The following is an 18,199-nucleotide window of genomic DNA, read 5'->3' as shown; positions in this document are numbered from 1 at the left end:
TATCTAAGGTGCGGTATGACTCGCTTCGAATCAATAGGTGATCTGTCAATAATTCGTACGCTTGATTCCAAATGTCATCAATATCTTGATGGGGTCGTACACCGAATTAATGAAACACAACCTAAAGATTGTTGCGATTACGGACAGCACGCCAGGCGCGATGCAACCTCGATGAGCTTATTGGCCGTTTGCTCACAAGAATAACCGATCTCACGAAAGAATTGTTCGAAGCCAGCGTCGGGCTTCATTGTCAGCACGATTGGGGAGAAAAGATGGTGCCCAGAGCCGGAATCGAACCAGCGACACGCGGATTTTCAATCCGCTGCTCTACCAACTGAGCTATCTGGGCATCCGAGCTTCGCGTCGAAGGAAGAGCCTTGGAAGGCGCTGGGCGGTTGGTTCGCCCCGGAAGCGAGCGGGGTTATAGCATCTTGTTCGGCCATGTCCAGCAGCAAATGACTCTTTTTTGACAGGAAATCGAATTTTGCCAATTCGCGAACAAAATGAAAGGGTTCACAAGGCGGAAGCCCTTTGGAAAACACCTTCAGTCCCGATCGGAGCCGTCGGCCTTCGTCTCGTCCTCGGTCACAGGGATGGCGTAGGAGCCGTTGAGCCATCGGGAAAGATCGACGGAGCGGCAGCGATCCGAGCAGAAGGGATAGTGCTCGCGCACCGAAGGATGGCCGCATTCGGCGCAGGGACGCGTCTTGCGCAGCGGCTCGACCTTCGAACCGACCTTGATCTCTTCAGCCTTCGTCATGAACTCTATCCTTCCTGCCATCCGGCATGGACGTCGAATCCCTCGCCCGTCAGCAGCAGCATGGTTTCATAAAGCGGCAATCCGACGACATTTGTGTAGGAACCGACAAGTTTCTGCACGAAGGAGCCAGCAAGCCCCTGTATGCCGTAAGCGCCGGCCTTGCCGCGCCATTGGCCGGAGGCGAGATACATTTCGATGTCGCGGCCGGAGAGCCGCTTGAAGCGCACCTTGGTTTCCACGACCTTCTGACGCAGCTTGCGGTCCGGCGTGATCAGGCAGATGCCCGTATAGACGACATGGCCGCGGCCGGAGAGCAGATGCAGAGCCGCGGAGGCCTCATCGACGAACTCCGCCTTCGGCAGGATGCGCCGCCCGACGGCGACGACCGTGTCGGCGGAGAGAATATAGCTTCCCAGCCAGGCGGCATCGCTCTTGACGGCAGCAAAGGCCGCCTCGCCCTTCTCGGCCGAAAGCCGCCGCGCCAGCGAGCGCGGATGCTCCGATTTCTTCGGCGTCTCGTCGATATCCATCGGCATGAGCCGCGCCGGCTCGATGCCTGACTGATGCAGGAGCTCGACGCGACGTGGCGATCCGGAGGCCAGTATCAGCTTGTGTTTCAACGCCATCAGACCTCGACCTGTCATGCGGGAATGAGAACCGGCTTGGAGCATGACCCGGGATCAGCGGCTCCAACGAGCGGCTGATTACTTGAAACGGTAGGTGATGCGGCCCTTGGTCAGGTCGTAAGGGGTCATTTCCACCAGCACCTTGTCGCCCGCCAGAACGCGGATACGGTTCTTGCGCATGCGGCCCGCGGTGTGGGCGATGATCTCGTGCTCGTTTTCCAGCTTCACGCGAAAGGTCGCGTTCGGCAGGAGTTCGGTGACGACACCGGGAAATTCGAGGACTTCTTCTTTCGGCATTAAAGCTTCTTTTCCTGTCGGTTGGGGTCGGCGCCCATGCCAAAAAAGCGGGGGTCGCCGGAAATTTGCGCGGAAACTACACAATCATCGCGGTTTTGTGAACCTCGTTGATAAGGGTTTCTGCATTTGTTTCATTTGCAGCTCTAAAGCGAGCCGCGATGTTCCACCAGCCTGCTCTCGATCAGGCCCAAAAGATAGTCCCTCACCTCGCGATAGGCATCGAGAACCTGCTCACGCGTCCCGTCCGTCGCGGAGGGGTCCATCGTCGGCCAGTAGATGACGTCGATGGCGTTCGATCGCGTCAATTCCAGCGCGGCATGATGTGCCTCGGGAGACAGCGTGATGATGATGTCGAAGAAATCATCCTCCAGCTCCTCCAGCGTCTGCGGCTGCCGGCGGCCGAGCGAAAGCCCGATTTCGCCAAGCACGACATCGACGAAAGGATTGCGCTCGCCGGCCCGCACGCCGGCCGAGGCTATATAGGTGCCCTGCGGCAACATGCTGCGCGCCATCGCCTCGGCCATGGGCGAGCGGATGGCATTGAGGCCGCACATGAAGAGGATGGCGCGGGGGGATTTGCCCCCGGGCGACCTACCATTGTGCTCGATCGCCTGCGGCTCGTCCATGGCAGTCACCCGCGCCAGTAGAGCACGCAGACGAGCGTGAAGAGCCGGCGCGCCGTGTCGAAATCCACGCTGATCTTGCCGTTCAGCCGGTCCATCAGCGTCTGGGAGCCTTCATTGTGGATGCCGCGCCGACCCATGTCGATCGCCTCGATACGGCTGGGCGTCGCGGAACGGATCGCCTCGTAATAGCTCTCGCAGATCATGAAGTAATCCTTCACGATACGGCGGAAGGGGGTGAGCGACAGGATATGGGTGGCGACGACGGCGCCATCCTCCATGCGGATGTCGAAGACCAGCTTCTGGTCGACCAGCGACAGGTTGAGCAGATAGGGGCCGCCCTGATGCCCGGCGGGTGTAAAGCTGTTTTCCTCGATCAGGTCGAAAATGGCGACGGCGCGCTCATGCTCGACATCGGGCGTCGAGCGGCCGATCGTGTCGTCGAGGACCACATCGCTCAGCCGGAAGACGCCCTTGGCCATGCCTTACCCCTCGAGATTGAGGCGGATCGCAACCGATCGCGCATGTGCATCCAGCCCCTCGGAATTGGCAAGCGCGATCGCCGCCGGCCCGAGGGCGCGAAGCTGCTCCGACCCGAGCCGGAGGATCGAGGTGCGCTTGACGAAATCGAGCACGGAAAGCCCGGAGGAAAAGCGGGCGGAACGCGCCGTCGGCAGCACATGGTTCGAACCGCCAACGTAGTCACCGATCACCTCGGGCGTGTGACGGCCGACGAAGATCGCGCCGGCGTTGCGGATGCCCTCAAGCAGCGGCTCGGGATCGTTGACCGCGAGTTCCAGATGCTCGGCCGCGATGCGGTTGGCAAGCGGAATGGCCTTCTTCAAATCGGAAACGAGAATGACCGCGCCGAAATCCCGCCAGCTCGTTGCCGCCGTCTGCGAGCGGCTGAGCTGCTTCAGCTGCCGCTCGACCGCCGCTTCCACGGCCTTGCCGAATTCGGCGTCATCGGTGATGAGGATCGACTGCGCGCTTTCGTCATGCTCGGCCTGGGCAAGCAGATCGGCGGCAATCCAGTCCGGATCGTTGTTCCTGTCGGCAATGACGAGCACTTCCGACGGGCCGGCGATCATGTCGATGCCGACGGTGCCGAAGACCTGGCGCTTGGCGGCCGCCACATAGGCGTTGCCGGGGCCGGTGATCTTATAGACCGGTTGGATCGTCTCGGTGCCATAGGCGAGCGCCGCAACAGCCTGCGCGCCGCCAATACGATAGATTTCCTCGACGCCAGCCATGCGGGCCGCCGCCAGCACGGCTGGGTTGATGGCACCGTCCTTGGCCGGCACGACGATGACGATGCGGTCGACGCCGGCGACCTTGGCCGGAACGGCATTCATCAGCACCGAGCTCGGATAGCTTGCCGTACCGCCGGGCACATAGAGGCCGACCGCTTCGATTGCCGTCCAGCGCGAGCCGAGACCGACGCCGAGATCGTCTTCGTAGATATCGTCCTTCGGCAGCTGCCGGCGATGATGCGATTCGATGCGGGTGGCGGCGACCTTCAGTGCGCCAAGCACTTCGGCCGGAACGGCCTCAATCGCGGCATCGATCTCCGCTTCGCTGACGCGCATCGGCGTGGTGGCAAAATCGACGCCGTCGAACTTCTTGGAATAGTCCGCAAGGGCGGCATCGCCGCGTGCCCGCACATCGTCGATGATACCGCGCACCACGGCATTCACATCCTCGGACACTTCCCGCTTGGTCGTCAGGAATGCGGCGAACTGCTGCTCGAACCCTTCCGACGCGTGATCCAGCCAGATAGCCAAAATGATATCCCTTCCATCGTGACCGCCTTCAGCGGTCGTATCCAACCGTTCTCGACCTATTCACCCGCGTCCGGATGCCGTGGCTTGTGCGCCGTTTCCCAAGCACCGCCGATATCCGCAAGCTGGGCCTCGATGCATTCCACATCGAGCGCGATCGTGGCATTGGCGGCAAGGGTAAGCTCGATCGTGCCATCAGGCCCCTCGCCCGCCTGTTCGAAGCGGATGGCGAGCAGCGACAGCACTTCGTCGCGCTTGCGCCGGTCGATGCCGTTGGAGCGGACAGCCTTGACGCGCTTGAACACCAGCGCGGAACGATGGCGTTCGTAAGGCTTGCGGCGCTGATCAGATTGCTCCCAGACGAAACGGTTGGCTGCGAGCGAAAACTGCTCCTGCTTCGGCGCAAAGGACATGTCGCCGACCTTGAAGACGCTATCCTGCATATAGGCAGAGATGACATCCAGGTCCTCGGTGTCGAGTGCCATTAGCTTGAGATCGCTCATTCGTCCTTTAATCCCCGATCGCGCCAGTCAAACGCCCCGGCCAACATTATTGCCGGGTTTTCCATATTCTGGACATAGGATGCGAGCGCAAAAGACGCAACCGAAGAAAGCGGGCTTGCCCGCTCTCTTCGCGCCATCAAATGGAATTGCCGCCTATCGCGCCACGCTGTGTCGCGGTTTTGCGACAGGGATAGGCCTTAGTCGCTGATGCGCTCGACCACCGCGCCGCAGCGCGTCAGCTTGTCTTCCAGCCGCTCGAAGCCGCGATCGAGGTGATAGATGCGCGACACCAGCGTCTCGCCTTCGGCGGCAAGGCCAGCGATGACAAGCGAGACGGAGGCGCGAAGGTCGGTCGCCATCACGGGCGCGCCCTTCAGCTTCTGCACGCCCTCGACCCGGGCGGCCTGGCCTGACAGAGAGATCTTCGCGCCGAGGCGGGCAAGCTCCTGCACATGCATGAAGCGGTTTTCGAAGATGGTTTCGGTAATGTGCGAAACGCCCGAGGAGCGGGTCATCAGCGCCATGAACTGCGCCTGCAGGTCCGTCGGGAAGCCGGGGAACGGATCGGTGACGACGTCGACCGGCTGGATGCCGCCGCCATTGCGCATGACGCGGATGCCGTTATTCGTCGGCGAAACCGTGGCACCGGCGCGGCGCAGGCTTTCGAGCGCAGTGTCGAGCAATGCCATATCGGTATTCTCAAGCGTGACGTCGCCGCCGGCCATGGCAACGGCCATGGCATAGGTGCCGGTCTCGATACGGTCGGGCAGCACGCGATGGCGGGCGCCGGACAGCGAGGGCACGCCCTCGATGGTGATCGTGCTGGTGCCGGCGCCGGAAATCTTGGCGCCCATGGCGATCAGGCAATTGGCGAGATCGACGATTTCGGGCTCGCGGGCGGCATTGCCGATGACGGTGGTGCCGCGGGCAAGCGTCGCGGCCATCATCATCACATGCGTCGCGCCGACGGACACCTTCGGGAAGTCATAGCGGGCGCCGATGAGGCCGCCCTTCGGCGCGGTGGCGTTGATATAGCCCGCATCGATTTCCATGGTGGCGCCGAGCGCCTGCAGGCCTTCGATGAAGAGATCGACCGGGCGCGTGCCGATGGCGCAGCCGCCGGGCAGCGACACGCGCGCCTGGCCCTCGCGGGCGAGCAGCGGCCCGATGACCCAGAAGCTTGCGCGCATCTTGGCGACGAGCTCATAAGGGGCTGTGGTATCGACGATGGTGCGGCAGGTGAAATGGATCGTGCGGGAATAGCCGTCTTCCTGGCGCTCGCGCCGGCCGTTGACGGCGACATCGACGCCGTGATTGCCGAGAATGCGCATCAGGAGTTCGACATCGGCAAGATGCGGCACGTTTTCGAGCGTCAGGGTATCGCTTGTTAGCAGCGAGGCGATCATCAGCGGCAGGGCGGCATTCTTGGCGCCGGAGATCGGAATGATACCGTTAAGCTCATTGCCGCCGACAATCCTGATACGATCCATATAAGCAATACGGGCGAGGCCCGCCTTTCCTGATAGTTCCGGGCGCCTCGAAGTTACCGGCGCCAGGGTTCGTGCACCTGGTAAAAGGCGCTGTTTAGACGAAATAGATTAACGCATCAATTCGTTTGATGATGGGCGACATGAATCATTGCGATTCGTCCCTTTTTGCGGCGGCATCGGCGCTATCCCCAGCCTTTGCGGCCGGCAAACCATCCGTCTCGTCAGCCTGGCCGGCGCGGCGCGCCCGCACCTGCTGCTTGCGCCGCGACAGGTTCTCGCGCAGCTTCTGCGCCGCCCGCTCCCGCCGACGATCCGCTTCCGTGACCTGCCTGCCGCCCGCGGGCTCGCCCGCCTCGCCGCCGGCCCCGCTTGGAGCAGAACCGCCCTGCAAAGCCTGCCCTTCATCGATTTTCGTCTTGTCCGCAGCCATGGTTTTCCCATAACCGAAAACGCCCGCCTTCAAAAGACCGACACATTTTTTCCAACGATCTTTCACAGAACTTGCAATTTGCGACTTGCACTCCGCCTCCACCTATGGCAATAGCCGCCTCGCCCAATACGGCGCACCACACCGCGCCACGGAATGCTGCTATAGCTCAGGGGTAGAGCACTCCCTTGGTAAGGGAGAGGCCGAGAGTTCAAATCTCTCTAGCAGCACCAGTTTTCCTCAAGCTTTTCAATAGCGTATTTGTAGATTTCGTCTACACACGCACCCCGGCAGCCTTTGACCAACCGATCAATACACTACCTGTACCGCAGGCATGGCGGAGTTCGAGTAGTGGCAAAATCCGATTTACTGGTTACGGAGACCGTGAAATGGAAGAGAACGACAGTCAAAAAGCCAAGAGCGGCCCGCGACTGAACCCTCAAGCTTCCAAACGCCATCACTATATTCCAGAATTCTACACGAGAAGCTGGGCGCGCGCAGATGGCACCCTCATCCAATGGAGTAGACCATACCAGATCGTCGTTCCGCAAACCGTGCACCCCAAGGCTACTGGATTTGTAAATCACTTATACGCATTATGTGATTTCCCCCCTGAAGCGGCCCATGTAATTGAAGACGCCTTTTTCAAGCCCATTGATACAAATGCTGCGGACGCTGTGGCTTTGCTCAAACGTCACGGCACACGCGCCAATTTGAATGAACGCCTTCGATATGGCTGGACAGAACTGCTCATTTCCCTGGAAATGCGGACACCGGAAGACTTGACGTTATTGCGCAAGCTGTGGCCTGATTTGATGACGGCATGGGCATTGGCGCGTGAGCCGCACTATCAATCGTTCAGATTGGAAACCGACCCGCCAACATATGTGGAATACCACGCGGGACTTCCAACTCAGGAGCAGGAAAAGCTGCTGTTTCACACGCTTATGACCTTGATAGAAAATCGAGAGCTTAGTGATTTTATAGCAAATATGTTCTGGACGGTGATCGACACTTCGTGGGCATCAGCTCCCCTCCTGACTTCTGATCGCCCTGTGGTAAGATCAAACGGAATACGGACTCCGTTCGGCAACATCGCAATTCCGTTGAGTCCAACTAAGCTCTTCGTCGCAACCCACACCATCGGGGCACGCACCGCGATTCTCGCGAGACCGATCGAGGATCTCGTGCAACAGATGAATTTGACGGTTGTACGAGGTGCGCAGAAATACGTTTACTCGTCTGATGAAAGTCTCAGACAATTGATCGTTCAAAATATCGGGGCAGCAATAGTAGACAGACAGCTCCAAATTTCCATTCTGAGGCATATTGAAGCATTGAAATCTGGAAAATATAGCTGAACTCAGTGCATGCAATGGCCACTACAGACGCCTTTAGGTCTGGCAACGAGCCCAAACGGCACGCCGTAACCTGTAATTCACACCCACCTTGCATACTAAAAACCCCGCCAGCAAACGCCAGCGGGGCTCTCCAAATCACAACAAACCTATCTTAGAACTTCACGCCGATGCCGACGCCGACGACGTGTTGGTCGAGGTCGGCCTTGATGCCGAGAACGTCCTTGTTGCCGTAGCTGTTGAAGCGGTATTCGGCGCGGGCGAAGATGTTGTTGGTGAAGGCGTAGTCGACGCCGGCGCCGATGGTCCAGCCGTTGAAGGTCTTGCTTTCCTTATCACCCGGCACCTTGATGAAGCCGCGCGTCGCGGTCCAGCCGCCGGTTGCGTAGACGAGCGTGCGGTCGAAGGCATAGCCGAGGCGACCACGGACCGAGCCGGTGACATCCGTGCCGACCTTTACCTTCGTGCCGAAGACGTCATAGCTGTTGGAATTCCAGTTGCGGCCGATGTCGCCGTCGATACCGACTACGACATTGTTGTTCAGCTGATAGTTGTAACCGGCAAAGCCGCCGACGAAGCCGCCGTTGAAGTTATCCGACGCGCTTGCGCCCGGAACGCTAAAATCACCCTTCAACCAGCTTCCACCGCCATGCACACCGACATAGCCGCCGGTCCAGGAAAAGACTTCCGCAGGCGCTGCAACCGGGGCGCTGGGGGTCGCCAGATCGGCTGCATGGGCAGAAAACGCGAGAGTTGACGCAATGATCGCAACGGACGCGAAAAGGGATTTCATTCTTCATTCTCCTCAGATTGTTTTTACTACGATCAATCGTAGAGCCGGCTACATACAACTTTAAGACAAACAATGCTGTGTTGAAATTGCAACAAATATACAATTAACAGCGGTAGAATTAATATTGAATCGATTGAGAAAACTGCCCCATCTCGGCGCGAACCTATTGCGCTTGTAATCTTACCTCTTGCGGCGAAGAAGACATCCGTAGCAACCGCTCTTATTTCCTCCACAACCCCTCCCCAATTCCGCTGCAATCCCGCGTTTAAACCCTTCTCCCATCGCATCCATCCTGACCCGGGAGAAAAGCCTCCATGTCGAAACTACGCGTTGCCGTTCTGTTTGGCGGTCAGTCCAGCGAGCATGAGGTTTCCGTCATGTCGGCCCGCAATGTCGTCAGGGCGATCGATGGCGCAAGATATGAGATCGTGCCGATCCTGATCGATCGCGGCGGGCGCTGGCTGCTGGTGGAGGAAAAGGGCGGCGAGCTGCCGGAGCCGATTGCCTATGAGGGCACGGAAGTCTGCCTCGCGCCGGGCGGCAAGGGGCGGCTTTTGGCGCTGGAAGGGTCGAGCGCGCGTGAACTGACTGCGGTCGATGTGCTGTTTCCGGTACTGCATGGGCTGAACGGCGAGGATGGCTCCATTCAGGGTCTCGCCCAGATCGTCGGCCTGCCCCTCGTCGGCTGCGGCATTCTGGGCTCAGCCAATGCGATCGACAAGGACATGGCAAAGCGCCTGCTGCGCGAGGCCGGCCTGCCAGTGGCCCGCTCCGTCACGCTCGTACGCGGCGACAAGCCTGATTTCGATGAGATCGTGAGCGCGCTCGGCTCGCCCGTCTTCGTCAAGCCCACGCGCCAGGGCTCGTCGGTCGGGGTCAGCAAGGTGCAGGATGCCGCGGCGTTCGAGACAGCACTTGCCGAAGCCTTCCGGCATGACCGCAAGGTGCTGGTGGAAGAATTCGTGCGCGCCCGCGAGATCGAATGCGCCGTGCTGGAAGAGCCGGATGGCACCCTCTTCGTCTCCGTGCCGGGCGAGATCGCCACGGCCGCGACCCACGGCTTCTATTCCTACGAGGCGAAATATCTCGATCAGAACGGCGCCGTCGTCACCGTGCCGGCGGATATTCCGGCCGAGACGGCGGAGGTGTTGAAGCGCATGGCGGCAGATGGTTTCCGCGCGCTCGGCTGCGAAGGGCTGGCGCGCGTCGATTTCTTCTTGGCGCCGGATCAGACCGTCGTCATCAACGAGATCAACACCATGCCCGGCTTCACCAATATCAGCATGTACCCCAAGGCCATGGGCGCCTCGGGCATTTCCTATCCGGAGCTTGTCAGCCGCCTGATCGAGCACGGGCTTGCGCGGGCGCGTCGGGGCTAATCGACGCTACGCGCCTGCCTGCCCTCAGACCTTTTCCGTCTTCTTGGTCTTCACCTTCGGCTCGACAGGCGCATCCGGCGTCGGCGCCAGCAGCTTTCTGAGCGAAGCGATCTTGTCCTTCACCAGCGGGCGGAAGCGGCTGGCGCGATAGGGCATGTCGGCGGCGCCATAGCCTTCCGGCCCGTCGTCATTGCCGCGATGGATCTCTTCCAGCTTCACGCCGATGAAGGTGCCGTCGACATAATGCGTGTACTCGCCGACCCAGCGGATGGTGTAGATTGTCCCCTTGCGGATCAGCTGATCGATGCTGACATGCTTGAACTTGTCGTCGATGCAGACGACCTTCTGGCCCACATGGAAATCGTAGCTCACCCTGCCCTCCTTGACGCGACGAAACATCTGGCCCTGCCGCTAGGACAGGAACATGGCCACATATCGGCAAACCCGGCGCGCTTCACTCTCCAGACCAAAACATCAGGCGAGTCAAGTTCATCTGCCGCCGAGAAACGCCGCGTCCGCGGCCGGCGGCCGGCCGAACAGTTTTCGGTATTCGCGCGTGAACTGCGTCTGGCTGTCGTAGCCGACCTCAAATCCGATCTCCCGTGCGCTCGCCTCGCGAAGAAGCAGCCGGCGACGCGCTTCCTGCAGCCGGATGAGCGCTCGATATTGCAACGGCGTCATCAATGTCACGGCCTTGAAATGCCGATGCAGCGATGTCTGGCTCATTCCCGCCATGTCGGCCAGTTTGCCGATGCTCATCGCTTCGGCGAAATGGCCCTTTATCCACTCGGTGACGCGGCCGATCTGCGCCAGATTCGTTCCCTGCGTCGCAAGTTGCCGCAGCATCGGCCCGAGCTCGCCGCGAAGCAGCCGGTAATAGAGTTCAAGCCTCGCGAGCTTTACCATCATGTCGAAGTCGTCGGGTGCGTCCAGGCAGGAGACGAGGCGCAATGCGGCGCTCACGATTTCCGGCGTATGCTGCGATACCGCAATTCCGGTGTGATCGTGCTGTTCCACTCCATGGGTCGATGGTGTCTCCGCAAGTAGCTTTGCGATTTCCTCCCTATCCAGCTCGAAGGTCAGCGCCAAATGAGGCTTGATCGGGTCGGCCTGCTCGATGCGCGCAGACACCGGCAGGTTGACCGTCGCGATGAAATATTGCGCGGAACCAACGCTGAAAACCCGCTCTGCGAGCCGAATCTCCTTCGTTCCCTGCAACACCATGCAAATTCTCGGGCTATAGACGATCTCCGTCGGCAGTGTCGGCTGACCCACCTTGTAAAGTGTCAGCCCTTGCACTCCGGTCGCCTGCTTCGGCGCGACGGCGTGACGGCTGATCAACTCCCGCAGCTGCGTCGACGGTTCCATGAATACGGCTCTCGATAATGACGGCACTTTCCGCACATCATATCGCCGACGGGCAAAATTGGAAGGATCGTATGAAAGTCTGGTCCTTCTGCCCTAACACACGGGCATCGGCCGCCCCTAGATTTGCTGCATGCGATCCTTCGATAGGGAGGCCGCCAAAACATGCAAACGAAAGAGCTGAACATGACCGACACACCTGTATGGTTTATCACCGGATCGTCCGCGGGCCTGGGATTCGAGCTTGCAAGAGCCGTACTCGAGCGGGGTTGGCGAGCCGTCGTCACGGCAAGGCGGCCCGAGGAGCTGGAGGCCCTTGTCGCCGAGCACGAGGGACGCGCACTCGCATTGCGCCTCGATGTTACCGACAAGTCCACGATCCGGGCAGCCGTGGCCGGTTCCATCGCTGCCTTTGGCAGGATTGACGTACTCGTCAACAATGCCGGCTATGGCTATCTGGCGGCCATCGAAGAGGGCGACGATGAGGGCGTGCGCAAACAATTCGAAACGAATCTGTTCGGCCTCGTCGATGTCACCAAGGAAGTCTTGCCCGGCATGCGCGCCCGCGGAGAAGGCCACATCGTCAACATCTCGTCATTGGGCGGCCTGGTCGCATTCGCCGCGACCGGCTATTACCATGCGACGAAGTTTGCCGTGGAAGCGATCTCGGAATCCCTGTCCCATGAAGTCGCACCACTTGGCTTGAAGGTGACGATCGTCGAGCCGGGAGCGTTTCGCACCAATTGGGCCGGAAGCTCGATGGTCGAGTCGCCGATCCGGATCGACGACTATGCCGACACCGCCGGAAAGCGCCGCCAATCCACGAAAGCCTCCTCCGGCAACCAGCCGGGCGATCCCTCGCGTGCCGCAGCCGCAATCATAACGGCGGTCGAGGCTGAGGTGCCACCACTTCGCCTGCTGCTGGGCGCGCCGGCGCTCGATATTGCCTACAAGCGTCTCGAAGCGCTCAAGGCGAATTTCGATGCCTGGAAGGATGTCACTCTCAGTGCCGACTTCCCTGATTTTCGGCGAAACTGACGCTCAAGCAGGCTCGGGCGTCGCCAGGCCATTCTTGGCGGTGCCCACACCTGCAAATAGCGCGCTGGATGTCGCTGCTCAATCAATGAAACGGTGACAAAGCAAGCCGTTGACATCCTTCATGGAAGGCTGAAGATTGCGCTTCGTTCAAGCAGCCGTAAGGCCTTGCTTCCATATCCGATACCCGCAAGGCTCGTTGAGTTCATGCCCACCCTCCGCCTCATTGCCGACGATCTCACGGGCGCGCTCGATACCGCAGTCGAATTCGTCGGTGTCTACGGGCCGATCGATGTGGAGCGCAGCGACGCGCTTTCCGAGAACCTGCCGGATTGCCTCGCGATCGACAGCGGCACCCGCGAGAAGACCGCCGCCGAGGCGGAGGCGATCGTCGGCGGCGTCGCACCGCTGCTGGAGGGGGCCGATCTCGCCTTCAAGAAGGTGGACAGCCTGTTTCGCGGACCCTGGGCGGTGGAGCTTGCGGCCTGCTTTCGGCTGGGTCACTGGCGGCATTGCATCCTCGCGCCCGCTTTTCCGCATCACGGGCGGCACACGCGGGGCGGACGGCAGGTGCTTTATGCCGGCAAGGACGCCTGGCGCGATGTTAGCGGCGATCTGGTCGCACATCTGCGCGCCGAGGGACTGCCTGCCTTCAATACCACGCTTGACGCTGATGGCCGGTCGATTCCCGATGGTATCCACGTGTTCGATGCCCATTCGGAGGATGATCTGGATGCCGTCATCGCATGGGTGTCATCGCAACTGCAGGGACCGGCGCTCTGGAGCGGTACCGGCGGACTGGCCAGGGCCCTGGCGCGCAATATCCATCTGGCGACACACCATCTCCCTGGTTTCGGAAAGGATGCGGGTGAACGGCGACCTGCGGCCGCCGTCCCCATCTCCCGCAGGCTGGCAAGGCCGGTGCTCGGCCTGTTCGGCTCAGACCAGCCGATCACCCTCGCGCAACTCCAGGCCTGCGGCCCCAATTGGCTGAAGCTTGCGGAGGGCGCCGGCGCCGTCGATCGCCAGATCCAGCAAAGCGGCGTCGCCATGGTCAGCCTCGACCTACCGAACGGGCTCGATCGCGACGACGCTGCCAGGCGCATCGCGGCGACTTTCGGCGGCATGGTCAGAGCGCTGCCAGCGCCGGGCACGTTGATCGTCGCCGGTGGTGAGACCCTGCGAAATCTTTGCTCGGCGCTCGACGTCATGGCCCTCAGCATCACCGGTCAGGCGGCGCCCGGGCTGCCCCGTTCCACGATCGTCGGCGGCCCCTGGCAAGGCACGACGGTCATCTCAAAATCAGGCGCATTCGGAGGCCCGACCCTGTGGCGCGATCTCCTCAGTGAAAACGCGCTGATTGCCGGAGGAGAAGAACCATGACGCGGCATCTGGCAATCACCATGGGCGATCCCGCCGGCATCGGCCCGGAAATCATCGTCAAGGCCGCAGCTCGCCTCAAGGATCGACTCGATAGCGGTAAGCTTAAACTTACAATAATTGGCAGCGGCCCTGCACTGCAGCTTGCCGAGCAGCAGCTTGGCATCGGTATTGAGATACCGGAAACAGGGATGGAAAGCGACTGGCCGAACCTCTGCTTCATCCAGGCAGATACCGAGGGCGAACCGATCCTGCCGGGAGAGCTTTCCGCCGATGGCGGCCGCATGGCGTTCAAGGCCATCGAAAAGGGCGTTCAGCTGGCTCTATCAGGCAAGATCGGCGGCATCGTCACCGCACCGCTCAACAAGGAAGCGCTGAACAAGGCCGGCTTCCACTATGCCGGCCATACCGAACTGCTGGCGGAACTCACAGGCGCGCGCGGCTCTGTCATGATGCTCGCCCATGGCAATATGCGCGTCAGCCACGTCACCACCCATGTCGCGCTCGAAGATGTGCCGAAACGCCTGACGCCCGAACGGCTGCGGCTCGTCATCGACCTCACGCACAAGGCGCTCAAGAATCTCGGCATCGCCAACCCGAAGATTGCCGTGGCGGCGCTCAATCCGCATGCGGGCGAAGGCGGCCTCTTCGGCAGGCAGGATATCGATATCTCCGCGCCGACCATCGCCAAGGCCGTGTCCGACGGGCTCGATGTCGTCGGTCCCGTTCCCGGCGACACCGTCTTCGTCAAGCTGCGCGCCGGCCAATATGACGCCGTTGTCGCCATGTACCACGATCAGGGGCATATCCCGGTCAAGCTGCTCGGCTTCGAAATCGATCCGGCGACGGGCAAATGGATGGATCTTTCGGGCGTCAACATCACCCTCGGCCTGCCGATCGTGCGCACCTCCGTCGACCACGGCACGGCTTTCGACATCGCCGGCAAGGGCATCGCCAACGAGCGCAGCCTCATCGAGGCGATCGAGTTCGCCGAAAGGCTCGCCGCCGGACGCTAAGCGCCTCAAGGGACTGCCGGTATCTCGCCAAAGAGCTGATCGGCGCGCTTGGCGAGCAACGCAAGGAAGGCCTTCGTTCTGGCCGCCGGGCGCGGCCCCGGTGGATAGATGGCATGGACCTCCACCCGCCTGAACTCATAGGAGGACAGCACGGATACCAGCCTGCCTTCGGCGATTTCCCGGCTGCACACGGCAGCGAACAACGCACCTATTCCTCTTTCCGCCAGCACGGCCTCCATAAGCGGCCGCCAATGATTGATGCGCCATGCGGTGCGGATCGGCGCTTCCACCGTCCGGCCATCGGGACCGATCAGATGCAGCCGCTCGTCCGCCGCGAAACCGGCAACCCGGATGAACGGGTGCGATGCAAGCTCTGCCGGCTCACGCGGCGGCCCATGCCGCTCGATATAGCCGGGAGCGGCGAGCATGAGCCGCCGCACTGTTCCTAGCCGGCGAGCGATGAAATTGCCGCTGCCGATCTCGCCGATGCGGATGGAAAGATCCACGCCCTCCGTCATCGGATCGACGAACCGATCGTTAAGCGTCACATCCATCGCCAGGGCAGGATGCAATGTCTGGAATTCGATGAGCAGCCGCGGCAATGTCATCTCTCCAAGCCCATGCGGCGCCGCGATCCTAAAGGTTCCGGTCAGCGATGTCTCGGCCGAGGCGACGGAAGCCTCCGCCTCCTCGGCTGCCTCGATGGCGCGCTTGGCATAGTCGTAGAAGCGCGCGCCGGCATCGGTCGCCTGCACGGAGCGCGTTGTCCGGTAGAGGAGCCGCGCGTTCAGGTGCTTTTCCAGCTTCTCGACGCGCTCGCTGACGGTGGGCTGACCGAGGCCGAGATCGCGCGCGGCCGCCGAAAGGCTGCCGCGCTCGACGACACGGGTGAAAATGCGCATGGCGGAAAGCATATCCATGGCCGTATTCTATCGTCTTTTACGATAAATGACATCGCCATTCGCTTCCTTCCAAAGCATATGCCGATCGACGAATTTGAGACCGGTCAAACAATCCAATCGGAGAACCAGTCTTGCAGACCAGCACCATTCAAACGGGCAACACACAGGCTCAGTCGTTTCACGGTCAGAACGTCGTCATCATCGGCGGCTCTTCAGGGATCGGCCTGGCAACCGCAAAGCAGGCCAAGGAGGCCGGCGCAAATCTCTTTCTGCTATCCCGCAACGCCGAGCGTCTTCGCGATGCCGCCGACGCGATCGGTGGCGCGGTCCAAGTCGTCTCGGACATCGCCGCCCCGCAACCGTCGATATTCGCCGGGATCGACAGGATCGACCATTTGCTGATCACGGCCGGCACGGTGCATCTGCAGCCTCTGAAGGATCAGTCCGAGGCGGATCTCTCGAAAGTCATCACCGAGCGCCTGATTGGACCCTTGCTCGCCATCAAAGCCGCGCTTCCGCTTCTGCATGGCGCAAGCTCGATTACCATGACCTCCGGCCAGTTCGCTTCCCGCCCGGCCGCCATCGGTGCCGTCGTCGCAGCCGCCATCGCCGCGGTCGAAAGCACGGTCCGTGCCCTCGCCCTCGAACTGTCGCCGATGCGCATCAACGCGATTTCACCGGGATGGGTGGATACCCCGCTGCTGGATGGCCTGATGGGCGAGGCCAAGCGGCAGGTGCTCGAACAGACCGCCTCGACGCTGCCGAGCCGCAATATCGGCCGGCCGGAGGATATCGCGCAGGCGATCCTTTTCCTCATGGCGAACCGCTTCGTGACGGGAGAGGTCTTGCACATCGATGGCGGCGGCCGCTTGGTCTAACCGTCGCAGCCGACATGCTTCCAGAAAAATTTCGCAAGCCTGTCGGCCTTGCCGCTCCTCTTTCGTCCTATGGGCATCCAACGCGAGAGAGGAGCGCCAAATGTCCAAGATTGCCCCATGCCTGTGGTTTGCACGAGAAGCGGAGGAAGCAGCGAATTTCTATGTCTCGCTCTTCCCCGATTCCCGGATCGATCACGTGCAGAAGAACATCGTCGACACGCCCGCCGGCAAACCCGATGAGGTTCTGGTCGTGAATTTCACCCTTGCCGGCCAGCGCTTCATGGCGCTGAACGGTGGCAGCCGCATCGAGTTCAACCATGCGATTTCGCTGGAGATCGATTGTGCCGATCAGGCCGAGGTCGACCGCCTGTGGGACGGGCTTTGCAATGGTGGAACGCCGGTGGAATGCGGCTGGGTGACGGATCGCTACGGCGTCTCCTGGCAGGTCGTGCCGACCGTGCTCGGGAAATATATCGCCGATCCGGACCCTGCCAAGGCCGCCCGCGTGATGCGAGCCATGATGCAGATGGCCAAGCTCGATATTGCCGGCCTCGAAGCCGCCTATCGCGGCTAATCTTCGCGATCACTCGGGGGATTGTTCAAGGCCCGACCTCCCGAAACCGATGCCGAAATTCCTCGCGATTTCATGAGCTCGGCGCCATATCGGCGCCCGTGCGACTTGCGGTTGACCAATGCTTGGAATAGCGTTTCGCGCAGACTCGTCGAAAACGGGTTTCTCGACACTTTTTCAAGCAATTGGACCGCCGCGGCCATTCAGGCAAGACCCGGCGGGGAACGGCCGATTTCATGCAGAAACAACGAGACCGCATCGATCTCACCGGACGCGATTATACCGCGATCTATGCGCTGAGCGATATTCATGGCTGCCACGATCAAATGATCGAGGCCGAAAAGCGCATCGCCGAGGATGCCCGCGACCTTCCCGGCCGAAAGCTCCTGATGTATCTCGGCGATTATGTCGATCGCGGCCCGCGTTCGAGCGACGTGCTGGCGCATCTGAACGCGCCGCCGCCTGCGGGCTTCGATCGCTATGCGCTTTGCGGCAATCACGACGACGTCTTCCTGCGCTTTCTCGACGATCCCGATGCCAACAGTCATTGGCTCGAATTCGGCGCCCTGCCGACGCTTGCCTCCTATGGCGTGGATGCAAGACGTCTCCTGGTGGAGGAAGACCATAGCATCAGCGAATTGCGTGACATCGTGGTCAAGGCGATGCCGCCTGCGCATATCGATCTCTTACGCGCGCTCGCCGGCGCCGTCACATTCGGCCCGATACTTTTCGTCCACGCCGGCATCCGGCCCGGCATAGCCTTGAATGACCAGACGGATGAGGATCTGATGTGGATTCGCGAGCCGTTCCTGTCGGAGGGGCCGCAATTGCCGCTGCTCGTCATTCATGGCCATACGCCGGGCTCGCATCCCGTTTTCGGTCAAGGCCGCATCGGCATCGACACGGCCGTCTCCATGGGCGGAACGCTGACGGTTCTCAAGATCGCCGATGGCCGACAGACGATCCTGTCATCGATCTGACTGCCCAAACGAAAACCCCGGCCTCTGGCCGGGGT

The 18,199-nt window shown here is 61.0% G+C and carries 21 protein-coding genes and 2 tRNA genes; 9 read left to right on the top strand and 14 right to left on the bottom strand.

Going from position 1 to position 18,199, the window contains the following annotated elements; all coding sequences use genetic code 11:
- Positions 1-273: 273 nt before the first annotated feature.
- The 10 genes from BJ928_RS10495 to BJ928_RS10450 form a co-directional block, all read right to left on the bottom strand.
- Positions 274-349 (bottom strand) — tRNA-Phe (locus BJ928_RS10495).
- Between the two features lie 195 nt (positions 350-544).
- On the bottom strand, positions 545-760 hold the full coding sequence (yacG, locus tag BJ928_RS10490) for a DNA gyrase inhibitor YacG (protein WP_047628888.1): 216 nt from the start codon (positions 758-760) through the stop codon (positions 545-547).
- A gap of 5 nt (positions 761-765) precedes the next feature.
- Positions 766-1,386, bottom strand: a complete 621-nt coding sequence (locus BJ928_RS10485; RefSeq protein ID WP_047628887.1) for a Maf-like protein — start codon at positions 1,384-1,386, stop codon at positions 766-768.
- Between the two features lie 78 nt (positions 1,387-1,464).
- Complete coding sequence (gene infA, locus BJ928_RS10480) at positions 1,465-1,683, bottom strand: translation initiation factor IF-1 (RefSeq protein ID WP_004117876.1); 219 nt, start codon at positions 1,681-1,683, stop codon at positions 1,465-1,467.
- A 143-nt stretch (positions 1,684-1,826) separates the two neighbouring features.
- Positions 1,827-2,309 carry a low molecular weight phosphatase family protein gene (locus BJ928_RS10475; RefSeq protein WP_047628886.1) on the bottom strand — a complete coding sequence of 161 codons (483 nt, stop codon included), beginning with the start codon at positions 2,307-2,309 and terminating at the stop codon, positions 1,827-1,829.
- Positions 2,310-2,314: 5 nt separating this feature from the next.
- Positions 2,315-2,788, bottom strand: a complete 474-nt coding sequence (locus BJ928_RS10470) for a UPF0262 family protein (protein ID WP_047628885.1) — start codon at positions 2,786-2,788, stop codon at positions 2,315-2,317.
- Positions 2,789-2,791: 3 nt separating this feature from the next.
- Positions 2,792-4,090 carry a histidinol dehydrogenase gene (gene hisD / locus BJ928_RS10465; RefSeq protein WP_047629484.1) on the bottom strand — a complete coding sequence of 433 codons (1,299 nt, stop codon included), beginning with the start codon at positions 4,088-4,090 and terminating at the stop codon, positions 2,792-2,794.
- A gap of 56 nt (positions 4,091-4,146) precedes the next feature.
- Positions 4,147-4,590 carry a DUF2948 family protein gene (locus tag BJ928_RS10460; protein ID WP_047628884.1) on the bottom strand — a complete coding sequence of 148 codons (444 nt, stop codon included), beginning with the start codon at positions 4,588-4,590 and terminating at the stop codon, positions 4,147-4,149.
- A 197-nt stretch (positions 4,591-4,787) separates the two neighbouring features.
- Complete coding sequence (gene murA / locus BJ928_RS10455) at positions 4,788-6,080, bottom strand: UDP-N-acetylglucosamine 1-carboxyvinyltransferase (protein ID WP_047628883.1); 1,293 nt, start codon at positions 6,078-6,080, stop codon at positions 4,788-4,790.
- 145 nt (positions 6,081-6,225) lie between these two features.
- Complete coding sequence (locus BJ928_RS10450; protein ID WP_052227520.1) at positions 6,226-6,471, bottom strand: hypothetical protein; 246 nt, start codon at positions 6,469-6,471, stop codon at positions 6,226-6,228.
- Positions 6,472-6,665: 194 nt separating this feature from the next.
- Between BJ928_RS10450 and BJ928_RS10445 the strand changes: the two genes are divergently transcribed.
- Positions 6,666-6,740 (top strand) — tRNA-Thr (locus tag BJ928_RS10445).
- Between the two features lie 156 nt (positions 6,741-6,896).
- Positions 6,897-7,868 carry a DUF4238 domain-containing protein gene (locus tag BJ928_RS10440; RefSeq protein WP_052227502.1) on the top strand — a complete coding sequence of 324 codons (972 nt, stop codon included), beginning with the start codon at positions 6,897-6,899 and terminating at the stop codon, positions 7,866-7,868.
- A gap of 151 nt (positions 7,869-8,019) precedes the next feature.
- Here BJ928_RS10440 and BJ928_RS10435 read toward each other — a convergent pair whose 3' ends face one another.
- Positions 8,020-8,658: an outer membrane protein gene (locus tag BJ928_RS10435; protein WP_047628882.1), complete on the bottom strand. Its 639-nt coding sequence runs from the start codon at positions 8,656-8,658 to the stop codon at positions 8,020-8,022.
- 314 nt (positions 8,659-8,972) lie between these two features.
- Between BJ928_RS10435 and BJ928_RS10430 the strand changes: the two genes are divergently transcribed.
- Positions 8,973-10,037: a D-alanine--D-alanine ligase family protein gene (locus BJ928_RS10430; RefSeq protein WP_047628881.1), complete on the top strand. Its 1,065-nt coding sequence runs from the start codon at positions 8,973-8,975 to the stop codon at positions 10,035-10,037.
- A gap of 24 nt (positions 10,038-10,061) precedes the next feature.
- Here BJ928_RS10430 and BJ928_RS10425 read toward each other — a convergent pair whose 3' ends face one another.
- Positions 10,062-10,409, bottom strand: coding sequence for a hypothetical protein (locus BJ928_RS10425; RefSeq protein ID WP_004117911.1), 348 nt, complete (start codon positions 10,407-10,409; stop codon positions 10,062-10,064).
- A 117-nt stretch (positions 10,410-10,526) separates the two neighbouring features.
- On the bottom strand, positions 10,527-11,405 hold the full coding sequence (locus BJ928_RS10420; protein ID WP_047628880.1) for an AraC family transcriptional regulator: 879 nt from the start codon (positions 11,403-11,405) through the stop codon (positions 10,527-10,529).
- Positions 11,406-11,588: 183 nt separating this feature from the next.
- On the opposite strand from BJ928_RS10420, the gene BJ928_RS10415 reads away from it, so the two are divergent.
- The 3 genes from BJ928_RS10415 to pdxA all read left to right on the top strand — a co-directional run bounded on the left by BJ928_RS10415 (position 11,589) and on the right by pdxA (position 14,833).
- Complete coding sequence (locus BJ928_RS10415; protein WP_047629478.1) at positions 11,589-12,440, top strand: oxidoreductase; 852 nt, start codon at positions 11,589-11,591, stop codon at positions 12,438-12,440.
- Between the two features lie 204 nt (positions 12,441-12,644).
- On the top strand, positions 12,645-13,820 hold the full coding sequence (locus BJ928_RS10410) for a four-carbon acid sugar kinase family protein (protein ID WP_047629477.1): 1,176 nt from the start codon (positions 12,645-12,647) through the stop codon (positions 13,818-13,820).
- Positions 13,817-14,833 carry a 4-hydroxythreonine-4-phosphate dehydrogenase PdxA gene (gene pdxA, locus BJ928_RS10405; RefSeq protein WP_047628879.1) on the top strand — a complete coding sequence of 339 codons (1,017 nt, stop codon included), beginning with the start codon at positions 13,817-13,819 and terminating at the stop codon, positions 14,831-14,833. The genes BJ928_RS10410 and pdxA overlap by 4 nt, the downstream gene beginning before the upstream one ends.
- 5 nt (positions 14,834-14,838) lie before the next feature.
- Here the strand turns inward: pdxA and BJ928_RS10400 are convergent, their stop codons facing one another.
- The gene (locus tag BJ928_RS10400; protein WP_047628878.1) at positions 14,839-15,753 is read right to left on the bottom strand and encodes a LysR family transcriptional regulator; all 915 of its coding nucleotides are present in this window, start codon (positions 15,751-15,753) and stop codon (positions 14,839-14,841) included.
- 113 nt (positions 15,754-15,866) lie between these two features.
- Between BJ928_RS10400 and BJ928_RS10395 the strand changes: the two genes are divergently transcribed.
- From BJ928_RS10395 to BJ928_RS10385, 3 genes are all read left to right on the top strand, one after another.
- On the top strand, positions 15,867-16,613 hold the full coding sequence (locus tag BJ928_RS10395; RefSeq protein WP_047628877.1) for an SDR family oxidoreductase: 747 nt from the start codon (positions 15,867-15,869) through the stop codon (positions 16,611-16,613).
- 100 nt (positions 16,614-16,713) lie between these two features.
- Positions 16,714-17,187 carry a VOC family protein gene (locus BJ928_RS10390; protein WP_047629475.1) on the top strand — a complete coding sequence of 158 codons (474 nt, stop codon included), beginning with the start codon at positions 16,714-16,716 and terminating at the stop codon, positions 17,185-17,187.
- A gap of 233 nt (positions 17,188-17,420) precedes the next feature.
- Positions 17,421-18,164: a metallophosphoesterase gene (locus BJ928_RS10385; protein WP_047629472.1), complete on the top strand. Its 744-nt coding sequence runs from the start codon at positions 17,421-17,423 to the stop codon at positions 18,162-18,164.
- The last annotated feature ends 35 nt before the right edge of the window (positions 18,165-18,199 follow it).

This window comes from Rhizobium sp. WW_1 (assembly GCF_003610155.1).
GTDB lineage: Bacteria > Pseudomonadota > Alphaproteobacteria > Rhizobiales > Rhizobiaceae > Rhizobium > Rhizobium tropici_A.
The sequence above is the reverse complement of the archived record's forward strand: the minus strand, read 5'-3'. Positions and strand labels throughout refer to the sequence as shown.